General features: G+C 59.7%; 14 protein-coding genes. 8 read left to right on the top strand and 6 right to left on the bottom strand.

The features are described from left to right. Positions 1-20: 20 nt before the first annotated feature. Both OS242_RS05530 and OS242_RS05525 read left to right on the top strand, forming a co-directional pair. Complete coding sequence (locus OS242_RS05530) at positions 21-878, top strand: dimethylarginine dimethylaminohydrolase family protein (protein ID WP_267150657.1); 858 nt, start codon at positions 21-23, stop codon at positions 876-878. 313 nt (positions 879-1,191) lie between these two features. Next, positions 1,192-1,326, top strand: coding sequence for a hypothetical protein (locus OS242_RS05525; RefSeq protein ID WP_267150656.1), 135 nt, complete (start codon positions 1,192-1,194; stop codon positions 1,324-1,326). A gap of 103 nt (positions 1,327-1,429) precedes the next feature. Here OS242_RS05525 and OS242_RS05520 read toward each other — a convergent pair whose 3' ends face one another. Beyond that, a complete protein-coding gene (locus tag OS242_RS05520; RefSeq protein WP_267150655.1) occupies positions 1,430-2,407 on the bottom strand; it encodes an aldo/keto reductase in 978 nt (325 codons plus the stop codon). 165 nt (positions 2,408-2,572) lie between these two features. Here OS242_RS05520 and OS242_RS05515 point away from each other — a divergent pair, with 165 nt between their 5' ends. Both OS242_RS05515 and OS242_RS05510 read left to right on the top strand, forming a co-directional pair. Continuing rightward, positions 2,573-3,253: a TetR/AcrR family transcriptional regulator gene (locus OS242_RS05515; protein ID WP_267150654.1), complete on the top strand. Its 681-nt coding sequence runs from the start codon at positions 2,573-2,575 to the stop codon at positions 3,251-3,253. Then, positions 3,253-4,425: an MFS transporter gene (locus OS242_RS05510; RefSeq protein WP_267150653.1), complete on the top strand. Its 1,173-nt coding sequence runs from the start codon at positions 3,253-3,255 to the stop codon at positions 4,423-4,425. Before OS242_RS05515 ends, OS242_RS05510 begins: the two co-directional genes overlap by 1 nt. Positions 4,426-4,485: 60 nt before the next feature. On the opposite strand, the gene OS242_RS05505 is transcribed toward OS242_RS05510, so the two are convergent. Next, on the bottom strand, positions 4,486-4,869 hold the full coding sequence (locus tag OS242_RS05505; RefSeq protein ID WP_267150652.1) for a hotdog domain-containing protein: 384 nt from the start codon (positions 4,867-4,869) through the stop codon (positions 4,486-4,488). Positions 4,870-5,001: 132 nt separating this feature from the next. Between OS242_RS05505 and OS242_RS05500 the strand changes: the two genes are divergently transcribed. Beyond that, positions 5,002-5,424, top strand: a complete 423-nt coding sequence (locus tag OS242_RS05500; protein WP_323372909.1) for an acyl-CoA thioesterase — start codon at positions 5,002-5,004, stop codon at positions 5,422-5,424. Positions 5,425-5,456: 32 nt separating this feature from the next. Continuing rightward, complete coding sequence (locus OS242_RS05495) at positions 5,457-6,509, top strand: oxidoreductase (protein WP_407702084.1); 1,053 nt, start codon at positions 5,457-5,459, stop codon at positions 6,507-6,509. A gap of 67 nt (positions 6,510-6,576) precedes the next feature. Here the strand turns inward: OS242_RS05495 and OS242_RS05490 are convergent, their stop codons facing one another. From OS242_RS05490 to OS242_RS05475, 4 genes are all read right to left on the bottom strand, one after another. Next, positions 6,577-8,487, bottom strand: coding sequence for an FtsX-like permease family protein (locus tag OS242_RS05490; RefSeq protein ID WP_267150650.1), 1,911 nt, complete (start codon positions 8,485-8,487; stop codon positions 6,577-6,579). Next, entirely contained in the window at positions 8,462-9,232 is a 771-nt protein-coding gene (locus OS242_RS05485) for an ABC transporter ATP-binding protein (RefSeq protein WP_267150649.1), read from the bottom strand. Before OS242_RS05485 ends, OS242_RS05490 begins: the two co-directional genes overlap by 26 nt. An 81-nt stretch (positions 9,233-9,313) precedes the next feature. Next, positions 9,314-10,306 (bottom strand): sensor histidine kinase, encoded by a 993-nt coding sequence (locus OS242_RS05480; protein WP_267150648.1) that lies wholly within the window; start codon positions 10,304-10,306, stop codon positions 9,314-9,316. 84 nt (positions 10,307-10,390) lie between these two features. Continuing rightward, positions 10,391-11,092: a response regulator transcription factor gene (locus OS242_RS05475; RefSeq protein WP_267150647.1), complete on the bottom strand. Its 702-nt coding sequence runs from the start codon at positions 11,090-11,092 to the stop codon at positions 10,391-10,393. A gap of 147 nt (positions 11,093-11,239) precedes the next feature. On the opposite strand from OS242_RS05475, the gene OS242_RS05470 reads away from it, so the two are divergent. Continuing rightward, positions 11,240-11,704, top strand: coding sequence for a hypothetical protein (locus tag OS242_RS05470; protein WP_267150646.1), 465 nt, complete (start codon positions 11,240-11,242; stop codon positions 11,702-11,704). A gap of 120 nt (positions 11,705-11,824) precedes the next feature. After that, the gene (locus OS242_RS05465; protein ID WP_267150645.1) at positions 11,825-12,361 is read left to right on the top strand and encodes a bifunctional transcriptional activator/DNA repair enzyme AdaA; all 537 of its coding nucleotides are present in this window, start codon (positions 11,825-11,827) and stop codon (positions 12,359-12,361) included. The last annotated feature ends 2 nt before the right edge of the window (positions 12,362-12,363 follow it).

Here is a 12,363-nt window from a genome sequence, read left to right as displayed (position 1 = left end):
AGGAAAAAGGGGCGACATCTGTGCGAGACCATCGACAGAAAACAGCAACTGGACTGTTTTGTAAGAATGAGTACGGCAAGCTTGCTCACGTGTTGATGTGTCCACCGACCTACATGCGGATCGAAGAAGTGATCAATCACACGCAGACGCATTACGCCAAGGAGAACATCAACGTCCAAAAGGCGGCTGCCCAGTTTCAGTCCTTCCTCCGGCTCCTGAAGGAGGAGGGAATCGAGGTGGAATTGCTCTCGCCGGTCGCTCATCTTCCTGAGCAAGTCTTTACCCGTGATATCGGGTTCGTCATCGAGGAGCGTGCCTTTCTTTCGAAGATGTACCATCCGATCCGTCAAGAGGAGACCCGTGAAGTCGAGATGATGTGGGAGGAGCAAGGTCTCTCCTTCCGGCGCATACAGGCTCCCGTCGAAGGCGGCGACTTGCTCGTGGATGGTGAGACGATCTGGCTCGGAGTCGGAGGACGGACATCTCGTGAGGCCGCCAAGGAACTGCAAAGCCAGTTGCCTTGGCATGAGGTGGTACCGATTGAGATGAGAGCCGAATACCTTCATTTGGATTGCGTCTTCAACGTGATTGCTCCCGAGATGGCCTTGGTCTATCGGGAAGCCATCCCTCCGGTGCTCCTGGAGCGATTGAAACGACGATATGAACTGGTTGCGGTCACAGAGCGCGAGCAGTTTGGCCTGGGGACGAATGTGCTCAGTTTAGGGGATGGCAAGGTGGTCTCTCAACCTCAGAACCAAGGGGTCAACGCCACCCTGCTCCGTTTGGGACTTGATGTGCTCGAAGTGGACATCTCGGAGATCATCAAGTCAGGCGGAGCTTTTCGTTGCATGACGTTTCCGCTGCGGCGGGAGGGCTGATCGTCCGCGTAAGAGGTGTATCCTCGCGAAAACATCAGAAAGCGAGTACGAAAGAGCAAAGACGGCGGACATCAAGAGAGACTGCGACACCTGTCAGGGGGCGTCGCAGTCTCTTTTTTGTATGCGGGCGCACGTCACCTGCATCACTTTGCTCTGCCGGAGTCACTCAACGCCACCACCCCGCCGGAGCGACGCGAACGTTTTCCTGGGAGCTGCACACCGGGCTGAGCGATCTGCTCGACGACCGCTGGCAAATCGGACCGAGGGAAAATCACGGGCAGTACATGGTCCCGCACGAGACGACCGAAGCGGTGTGCCGCTGCTGGAAGGCCCCTTGCGGTTGGAGAACGGCTGGCAGACGGCGTTTTTCCAAGGAGAGAACGGGGAAGTGCTGGAGTTGTTGAAACGAGCAGACTCGGTGTCGATGTGGAACGTCACAACCGGGTGACCGTTCTGGAACGGCGGGATGAGCGGCGCAAACGGGAAAGGATGTAGTGAGGAAGACCTGCATGGTATTGTGCAGGTCTTTTTTTGCAGGAGACAAGATCGTTTTATAAATTGGTCAAGCTCATCCCGAGTTCGTTGTAGCGGGGGCCGACGATGCGGTTGGCGATGGCGTTGATGCGGTCGATGTCGTCGCGGCTGAGTTCGATCTCGACAGCGGAGATGTTGCTGCGCAGGTTTTTGCGTTTGGTCGTGCCAGGGATCGGGACGAGGTCTTCGCCTTGGGCCAGCACCCAGGCCAGCGCCAGTTGTGACGCGGTGTATCCGCGGTCTGTTGCGAGCGATTCCAATTCTTTGACGATGTCGAGGTTGATCTGGAAGTTCTCGCCTTGGAAGCGCGGTTGGCTGCGGCGGAAGTCATCGGGGGCGAAGTCTTCGAACTTTTGAATCTGTCCGCTCAGGAAGCCGCGACCGAGCGGGCTGTACGGCACGATGCCGATTCCCAGTTCCCGGCAAGCGGGGAGGATCTGCTCTTCGATGTCGCGGGACCAGAGCGAGTACTCAGACTGCAGCGCGGTGATCGGGTGGACGCGGGATGCGCGGCGCAGGGTGTCAGCACCGACTTCAGAGAGGCCGAGGTGGCGGACTTTCCCGGCCTGCACGAGGTCGGCCATCACACCGACCGACTCTTCGACCGGGATGGAGGTGTCGAGGCGGTGCATGTAATAGAGGTCGATGTGGTCGATGCCGAGGCGTTGCAGGCTGGAGTCGACCGCTGTTTTGATATAGTCCGGGTGGTTGTTGATGCGGCGCATCCCTCCGCTTGCGTCAAATCCGAACTTGGTGGCAAGCACGACCTCGTTGCGGCGCTCTTTCAGGACTTGAGAGAGCAGTCGTTCGTTGTGACCGAGGCCGTAGATATCGGCGGTGTCGAGGAGATTGACGCCATGGTCGAGCGCGTCGTGGACAGTGGCGAGCGATTCGTTTTCATCTGCCGCGCCGTAGTAGACGGGCGACATGCTCATGCAGCCGAGACCGATGGCGGAGACTTGGAGGCCGTTGCGGCCGAGGGTTCTCATTTTCATGGGAATACTTCCTTTTCTCGTGTAGGTGAGTTGCTGGGGTCAGTGTAGCACACAGAACAAGACAAAGTAAACTGGTTTCGTCAAATTGAGTTCAGTTTGTCTTGTTCGTTTACCGGTTGAACAAGTTCGACTATACTAGTATCTAGGAAAAGGAGGCCGACATGCATGAATTCCTCAGATGCTCCGACTTCGCGTTATGACAGTCTGGAGACGAAAAAAAAGTTGGTGGCCAAATTGCTGATTCCGATCAAGAAAAACGGGATCTCGCATTTGCGAACAGATGATATCGCCCGGCATATGGATTTGTCGAAGGCGACACTTTATAAATACTTCTCTTCAAAGGACGAGATCATCGAATTGGTGGTCGAATTGTATGTGATGTATTTCGTGGAGATGAACGAGGCGTTGGAAGAGGCAGCGGATTCGTATGTGCGCGGGTTTCAGATGGCGTTTGAGAAGATGGTGTTGCATGCGAATTACGGGTCGGAGGCGTTTTGGACCGATCTGCGCGAATTGTACCCGGAACTGATGCAACGGGTGCATGACGGGATCGCCGTGCGTAATCGGCGGTTGCGGGCGTTTTATCAGCGGGGGATGGAGGCCGGGGTGTTTGTGTCGCTCAATCCGGATCTGTTGATCCTGCAGGATGAGCTGCTGTTTGGCAAATTGGTCGATCCGCAGTTTCTGATGGCGCGCAATCTGACGTTCCGGGATGCGCTGTTTGACACGTATGAGATGCGCAAGAGGCTGTTGTTCCCGTCGGAACGATGCGGAGGGATCGCCGATGACGAGATGAAAGAAAAGCTGGAGTATCTGGCGTTGAAGATTGCAAGGAGCATGATGTGATGAACAAAAAAGCAATCGTCTATCTCGTTGGATTGACCGCTTTTTTCGGGCCGTTTACGCAGACGATCTATACGCCGATGTTGCCGCAGATCCAGGAGCAGTATCAGACGAGTGAGTTTGTCGTCAACCTGACGATCTCGGTGTTCGTGCTGGGGCTGGCCTTGATGCAGCTGGTGTACGGGCCGTTGACCGACCGGATGGGGCGGCGCAAGGTGCTGTTGCCGAGCGTGCTGGTGTATATCGCTGCTTCTTTCGGGGCCGCGCTGTCCTCGACGATTGAAGGGCTGGTGTTTTTCCGGGCGATGCAAGCGGTCGGGATCGCATCGGGGTCGGTCGTGGCAACGACGGTGATCGGGGATCTGTATGAAGGAAAAATGCGGGGACGGGCGATGGGCACGTTTCAGATGCTGGTGACGATGGGGCCGGTGGTCGGGCCTGTCGTCGGCGGATTTGTCGGCGAGGCCGCCGGGGTGAACGGCGTGTTCTGGGTACTGACGGTCGGCGGCGTGCTGCTGTGGCTGACGGTGTACCGCCTGTTGCCGGAGACCAAGCCGGAGACGAGCGGGGGCGAGCGCTTCTCGGTCAGGGACTTTGCGACGGTGTTGCAAGATCGGGTCGGGTCGTCCATCGTGATGCTGGGATTTGTGCAGTATTTTACGTTCTATCAGTTTCTGGTGTTTTTGCCGGTCTTGCTGACGAGCACGTACGGGCTGTCGGCAGCGGAGAACGGTCTGGTGTTTCTGCCAATGTCGCTGTTTTTGGTGGTCGGGAGCAATCTTGGCGGACGGTTGCAGGAGCGGGTGCAGACTCGCAAACTGCTCATCCTCACCACGTCGCTGAACGTGGCGGCGACGGTGTTGTTCTTCCTGCTCGCCGGGGTGTCGCTGCCGGTGTTGATCGCGGTGATCTCGGTGTTTGGGCTGTGCCTCGGGCTGTCATTGCCGGTGCAGACGACGATGCTCGCCGATGCGTTTTCGCACAACAGGGCGACGGCGATCGGGGTGTACAACTTCGTTCGCTACATGGGCATGGCGGCCGGTCCGATCATCGGGACGGTGTTTCATCGGATGGGGCATCGGATGGAGTTTCTGTTTGCGGCGGTGCTGTTCGCCTGCGTCGTGCTGTTTGCCGGGCGGCAGTTTGTCCGGCTGCGGCAGGCGATGCAGGGGTGATGGTTGGCAGAAAAAAAGGACTTGGGCGCGAGTAGGTGCCCAAGTCCTTTTTGTGGTGATTCAGTCGCGGACGACGCCGCTGGTGGTGCCGACGATGACTTCTTTGCCGTGCTGGTTGCGGTAGATCGATCTCAAGGCGACTTTGCGGTAGCCGTCTTTTTGCTCGACGAGTTCTACGGTGACCTCGCAGGTGATCGTGTCGCCGCTGAAGACGGGACGCAGATACTCGTTGTGCAGTTCGCGACCGATGAAGTGGATGTCGCCCGCCAGTTTGGAGCCGATGCTGGCGGTCATCAGGCCGTGGACCATCAGGCGACCGTGCTCGTCCGGCTCCATGTGGTGACGGCCTTTGTCACCGGTGAGCTCGGCAAAGGCGAGGATGTCGTCGGTGGTGTAGGTGCGGGAGATGCTGTAGACGTCGCCTGGGCGAAGAGGTGGGGTCATGAGGGAAGCTCCTTTTTCTACCGACCGTTCGGTGGGATTTTCTTTAGTATAGCATGCATTCTTTCTCCGTGGCGTTTTGTGCTACACTTAAAGGCAGAAGAACGTACATACGTCAATGAAGGAGTTACTTATATGCTTACACATCAGGTAACGGTGCGGTTTAACGATTGCGACGGGCTGGGGCACGTCAACAATGCGGTGTATTTGACTTATTTCGAAGAGGGGCGCAAGGATCTGTTTCGGATCTTCAATCCGTCGCTCGATGTGCAAAACTGGAATCTGATCCTCGCGTCGACCCGCTGTGATTTTCTCAAGCAGGTGATGTACGCGGAGTCGCTGACCGTCTATACGTGGATCTCGCGCCTCGGCTCGTCTTCGTTTGAAGTGGAGCAGGCGATGCGGGATGAGGCGGGCAACTGGGTGGCTCGCGGGCGGGCGACGATGCTCGGGTTTGATTTTGGCACGCAGAAGGCGGCGCCGATGACGGAGGAGATCCGAGCGGAGCTGATGAAGCACGGTGAAGCACCGGAGGGTGCGCCGGAATTGCGGGCGTAGTTTTTTCAACAGAGAGAGGGAGGAATGGAGAGATGGCGGAGTACACGAAGTTGATGGAAGCGGCAAAGATCGGGGCGTGGCAGTTGCAGTCGCGCACGGCGATGGCTCCGATGACGCGTTGTTTTGCGGATGACAAGACGGGGGTGATCTCGCCGGCGGTGACCGATTACTACCGCAGACGGGCGGCCGACGGCATCGGGCTGATCATCACGGAGGGGATCATCGTCGATCCGCGCGGCAAAGGCAATCCCGGCGTGCCGCTGCTGATCCATGCGGAGCAGGCCAAGGCGTGGCGTGAGGTGACGGAGGCGGTGCATGCGGAAGGCGGCACGATCATCGCGCAGATCTGGCATGTGGGCCGCGTGACACACCACGAGATCACGGGCGGGGCTCCGCTCGCGCCGTCGGCGATCCGGGCGGAGGGCAAGGTGTCGCGCTTTGGCAAGCCGTACGACATGCCGGCTGCGATGAGCTTGAGCGACATCCGCGAGGTGATCGGTCAATTTGCCCACACGGCAAAACTGGCGAAGGAGGCCGGATTTGACGGGGTGGAGATCCACGGGGCGCACGGGTATCTGATCGACCAGTTCAACTCCGATGTGTCGAACACCCGCGATGACCAGTACGGCGGCGATCTGAAGCAGCGGCTGACGTTTATGAAAGACGTGCTGGGCGCGGTGCTCGACGTGTGGGGCGATGATCGGACGGCGATCCGCTTCTCGGCGTTGAAGATCGACCATCCGACGTATATGTGGGACGACCCGGAGGCGGCACTGTCCACATTTGCAGATGCGCTGCGCTCGGCCGGGGCCAAGATCATCCACCCGTCGACGATGAACTTCACGCAGCAGATCGTAGACGGGCAGATGATGCATCAGTTGATGCGGAAATACTGGAAGGACGCGATCATCGGCGTCGGCGATCTGACCCCGGAGACGGCGGAGCAAGCGTTGCAGGCAGGCTGGATCGACGTGGCGGCGATCGGCCGTCCGCTGATCGCCAACCCGGACTATCTGCACCGGGTGAAGTCGGGCGAAGAGCTGGTGCCGTATGATGCGAAGACGATGCTGGGGCAGTTGGTCTAAGCGGATACGGGACATGAAAAGGAACCCTCTCACGAAATGGGAGGGTTCCTTTTTGTGTGCTTGCGTGTCAGACCATGACTTGTTTCAATTTCGCCAGGTAGCGGGAGCGGACGAGCAGGAAGTAGATCGCCTGCATCCCGAGGAACGCGCCGATGGCGATCAGCGACGGGAGGCGGGTGTCGCCAAGGGAGAGCTGGAAGTTCATCGCGCCAAGGCTGATGAGCGTCTCCAGCGCGGCGACCAGAACCGGCAGGAAGAACAGGGCGGCGATCTGCACGGTGGACGCGGTCTGCATCTCGCGGACGGAGACGCCGATCTTGGAGAGCGCACGGTAGGAGACCTGATCCTGCTGCAGGTCGGTGTACAGGCGGAAGTACAGGAAGCTCGCCGTGGACAGGGAGAAGATGGCGGCGATGAACAGACCGACGAAGAACAGGATGTTGGTCGCCTGTTTGATGCTGATGTACGCGTCGCCTCTCGACATCAGTAGGCTGTGGGTCTCGCCGTTGTTCAGCGCGGTGCGGTTCCAGTTGACGAGTTGGCGGCCGAGGCGGGCTTCTTGGCTGTCGACTGTCGGGACGACACCTGTCTCCCATGCCGGGACGTGGTAGTAGACGGTCGGACTCTGGGCGGTGATGAGCGTCGTCAGGGCTTGGAAGTCCGCGTCGGTTACGATCAGCATCGGGTGCGACTGCAACGGGTCGGCGATCCGCTGGGCGACGGTAAAGGCCGGGCCGCCCACTTCTGCTGTCAGGGTGTCCGGCAAGGTGCGCTCTTCGTCGCGGGCGGCCGGGATCACGGCCGCCTGACCCGGTTGGAGCGCATGCAGCGGTTCCAGACCGAGGAGTTTGGCGACGGCGAGATAATCGGAGGCGGGCAGGATCTCGATGTGCGTGTTGGTCAGCCCTTTCAACGGGCTCATCACGCCGGTGACGCTGACTTTTTGGAAGTCGACTCCCTCTTCTTGCAAGGTGCGGTCGACGTGTGCCATATCTGATGTCCAGTCGCTGGCGGAAGGACCCAGCGGCGCGAGGGTCATGGCGAAGCGCGTGTCGGTGTAGATCAGCTCGTTTTGTTTTTTCAAGGCGAGCACGATGCCGGCCGAGGAGCAGGCCATCGCGGTGACCATCGTGACGAGGAAGAACATGCGGGCGTTGTCTTTCATTTTATAGCCCATCTCCGACACCCAGAGCAGGCGCGTGCCCTGCCAGAGGAAGGGACGGCTTTTGCGCAACAGGCGGATGAAAAAGACGCTGAGTTGCGAGTAGAGCAGGTAGGTGCCGACCAAGCCGAGCACGAGGATGATCAGGACCGATGTGTTGTCGAGCTCCTGTTTCATCATGTAGTACGCGCCGCCGAAGGTGGACAGGCCGAGCAGAGAGAGGAGCCAGGATGCGGTCGGCTCCGGTTTGGGTTTGTTGGAGCCTTGGAGCAGGTCGAGCAGTTTGGACCTGCGCACGAGAGCGACGGCGAGCAGCGAGATGACGAGGAACAGGGAGCCGAACGCGGCGAGGGTGAGTCCTGCGGCGCGCCACGGCCAATAGAACGGCATGTTGTCGATCTCGATGATGCGGGAGCCGAGCAGCAGAAACAGTTTGGAGAGCACGAGACCGCTGCCGATGCCAAGCAAAATGGCGGTCAGGCCGATCATCAGGTTTTCCAAAAGCAGCATGCCGTTGATCTGCCGGGCTTCCGCTCCGAGGATGGTAAGGATGCCGAACTCCTTTTGCCTGATTTTCAGAAAGGAGGAGATCGAGTAGAGCACAAACAGGAACGAGACGACGAAGATCACGTACTCGGCCGCTTTCATCCCGAGCCGCGCCATCTCGCCGAGGTCGGAGCCTTCAAGCCCCGGGTGGAAGTAGAACATGGCGTACATGAAGAAGATCATCACGGCAAATGCGCTGCTCAGGGTATAGGCGGCGTAGGCACGGGCGTTGCGGCGGACGTTGTTAGAGGCGAACTGCAGAAAGCTCATGGGCGTCCCCTCCTAAAAACGACAGCATGTTGAGGATCTCTTGGAAAAAGGTCTGACGGCTGGCTCCCCGGTGGATCTCGTTGATCAGTTGGCCGTCTTTGAGAAACAGCACGCGGTGGCAGTAGGAGGCCGCCTGTGCGTCGTGGGTGACGAGCAGAGTCGTGGTGCCGATGGTCTGGTTGAGGTTCTCCATCGCTTCCATGACGCTCTTGGACGATTTGGAGTCGAGCGCGCCGGTCGGTTCGTCGGCGAGCAACAGCGACGGCTCGTGGATGACGGCGCGGGCGATGGCGGCGCGTTGGCGTTGGCCGCCGGACACCTCGTAGGTGCGTTTGTTCAGGATGTCGACGATACCGAGCTTGGCGGCGATTTCATTCAGGCGGCTCTCCATCTCGCGCAGGCTTTTGCGGTCGAGGGTGAGCGGGAGGACGATGTTCTCCGCCAGCGTGAGGGTGTCGAGCAAGTTGAAGTCTTGGAAGATGAAGCCGAGCTGTCGGCGGCGAAAGACGGCCAGTTGATTTTTGCGCAGGGTGTGCGGGTTTTGGCCGTTGAGCAGCACCTCGCCGGAAGTCGGGGTGTCGATGGTGGAGAGCAGGTTGAGCAAGGTGGTCTTGCCGCTGCCGGACGGGCCCATGATGCCGACGAACTCGCCTTTTTGCACGGTGAAAGTAAGATCGGACAAAGCGCGGTATGCGACTTTTCCGTCGTAGATTTTGGTGAGGTGTTTGACTTGCAACATATCCATGAGATCTCGTCTCCTTTCGGTGATACCCCTACTGTAACCGCGAGGGCGGTGAGGGAGCTATCGATTTACCTTGCAGGAACCTTACGCGGGTGTAAGGTGCGAGGGAAAGTGCAGGGAGACGGTGGTGCCGACGCCGACCTCGGACCGGAGCTCGACGGTGTGGTTGAGGCGGAGGCAGATCTGCCGGACGAGGTAGAGGCCCATGCCGGTCGACTCGGTGAAGACGCGGCCGTTTTCGCCGGTGAAATAGGGATCGAACACGCGCTTGATGTCCTGCGGCGGGATGCCGATGCCCCGGTCGGTGATGTCGAGGACGACGGAGCGGCCTTGGACGCGGGTGGCGAAGGAGACGCGGGAGTCGGTGCCGGCTGAGTAGCGGACGGCGTTTGTGACGAGCTGGCCGAGGAGAAAGTGGAGCCATTTTTCATCGGAGTAGACGCGGAGGGACTCGTCGACGGCGATCTCGGGAAAGACGCGGTTCGAGATGAAATAGGCTTTGTGCTCGGCGATGACGGAGAGCACGACGCGGTGCAGGGAGACCGGCTCGACGTGAAAGTCGTGGGCGAAGCTGTCGAGGCGGGAGGCGTAGAGCACGGTGTCGAGGCCGCGCCGGATGCGGTCGGTCTCTTCGCGGATGGAGTGAAAGATCGGCTCGTCCTCGCTTGCGAGGGTGAGCTGGATGACGGAGAGCGGCGTTTTCATCTGGTGCACCCATTGGTTGATAAAGGTGACGTGGTCGCGGATGCGCCGCTCGTAGTCGTGGATCTGAGCTTGGGCATGTCGGTGCCGGGCGCGCAGCAGGTCGTCGAGCGAGAGGGCGAGCGGCGAGTCGCCGATGTCTTCGGAGGAAGCGTCTGCGGAGGCGTCCGGGTCGGACAGGCGTCGGTAGAAGGCGGCCATGCGCCAGTAGCGGTGCGTCAGGTGCACAGCGAGCAGGCAGGTGCTGAGCAAGACGGCGTAGAGCGCGATCCAGAGGTCGAAGCGGACGGCCAAGGAGTAGAGCAGGATGAGGACAGCGACCTGGAGCGGATAGAGGAGAAAGAGCGTGCGTTGGTCGAGGAAGAAGAGTTTCATGGGCAGATGCTCCTTGGATGAGAGATTGAAAGACAGGCCGGTCGCGGTGTTGAAGGCAGGTCATGGCGGCAGGGGCCAGTTTTTTTACGACGGCTCGTCCCAGGTGACGCGCAGGAGGTAGCCGGTGCCGCGGACCGTTTCGATGGCGGTGTCGATGCCGAGGTCGCGGAGTTTTTTGCGGACGCGGGTGACGTAGACGTTGAGGGTGTTGTCGTCGACGTAGACTTGGTCGTCCCAAAGGTCGCCGAGCAGCTTTTCCCGGGAGACGACGCGGTCTGGGCGTTCCATCAGGGCTTGGAGAAGGATCGATTCTTTCGCTCCGAGCTCCACGGTTCGGTCGCCGTAGCTGAGTTTGAGCCGCTCCGGGTGCAGGGTCAGCCCGGTCGCGCTGACGGTGCGCTCCTGTGCGGGAGCGGCGTAGGAACCGTAGGCCCGGCGCAGTTGGCTGGCGATCTTGGCGAGGACGACTTCGTAGTGAAACGGTTTGGTGATGTAGTCGTCGGCGCCGTTTTCGAGGGCGAGCACCTGATCCATTTTGCCTTCGCGTGCGGAGAGGAACAGGATCGGGCAGCTCGACCGGGTGCGGATCTGGCGGCACCAGTAGTAGCCGTCGAACATCGGCAGGTTGACATCGAGCAGCACAAGGTCGGGCCGGATCGATTCAAACTGTGCGAGGATCGCGGAGAAGTCGGTGGTGATGAACGCCTGATAGCCGTATTTTTCAAGGTGTGTTTGCAGGAGTTGGGTGATCTTTGGATCATCTTCGACGATGAGAATTTTAAACATGAGACGAGCCTCCCATTCTTTCTGTAAAAATACACCATCGGTCGAAAGTTGGCAAATTGGAGGAAGCCCATTTGTGCCCGGTTGTGTGGCAGCCTACGGGCATTTGACATACGTTGCAGTGTGAGATGAGAGGAAAGGGAGAGTCGGATGGGAAAACGATATCGTGCGGATGATGAATTTGTTTGGATGTATGTGCCGGTGGCGGTACATCAGGATGTGGAAGAGGAGATGCGCTTCCAGCCGGGTGGCGGATTCCCGGGAGTGCCGGGCGGGTTCCCGGGAGTGCCGGGTGGATTCCCGGGAGTGCCGGGCGGATTCCCGGGCGGGCCGGGTGCTCCGGGCGGGGTAGGCAGACCGCCGAGCTTTACCCCGTCCTATCAGCAGGCGCAAAAGCTGGGTGTCCCGGGCGGACCGGGCGTGGGCACATACGCGGTCGCGCCGCAAGCACTGCGTCAGTGCATCAACCGCTGGACGTACATCTGGCAACGCAACGGCAACCAATTCTGGATCTTCCTCACCGGCGTCCGCCGCAGAACGGCGACCGGTCTGCTCTACGGGTACTACCCGTTTGGCATCGATGTCCGAACGATCGACGCGTTTTATTGCGTGTGACAGACGCCCTCTCCCGGCTGTCGGGGGAGGGTGTTTCTTTGCATTCTTGCTTTCTCATTCGCAACGTCTACCGCCTGCGCTGGAAAGCGTCTATACTGAATGCTATCGGAGGTGGGGCGCGTGCGCGAGGAGCAGTGGCGGGCGATTGTGGAGTGCAATGCGGCGTTTGACGGGCAGTTTTATTATGCGGTGGCGACGACGGGGATCTATTGCCGACCGTCGTGCAAGTCGCGAACGCCAAAACCGGAACATGTGCGGGTCTTTCTCCGGCGGGAGGACGCGGCAGAACACTATCGGCCGTGCAAGCGGTGCCGCCCGGATGCGGCACGGTGGCCGGATGAGGAACTGGCTGAGCGGGTGCGGACGGTGATCGGCGAGCGCTTTGCAGAGGCGTTGACGCTGCAACGGATTGCGGAGGAGTTGCACGTCTCGCCGTATCATCTGCATCATGTGTTCAAACGGGTGACGGGCCAAACTCCGGCCGTTGCGCTGTTGACCGTGCGGCTTGACAAGGCGAAGGAGTTGCTCATGAGGACAGACGCCAGCGTGACCGAGGTGGCCGGTGCGGTCGGGTATGGCAATGCCGGGCATTTTGCGACGGTGTTTGTGAAGCATGTCGGGAGGAGCCCGCGCGAGTATCGGGAAGGGAGTCGGTAGAG

The organism is Tumebacillus lacus, assembly GCF_026410385.1.
Taxonomy (GTDB): domain Bacteria; phylum Bacillota; class Bacilli; order Tumebacillales; family Tumebacillaceae; genus Tumebacillus; species Tumebacillus lacus.
The sequence above is the reverse complement of the archived record's forward strand: the minus strand, read 5'-3'. Positions and strand labels throughout refer to the sequence as shown.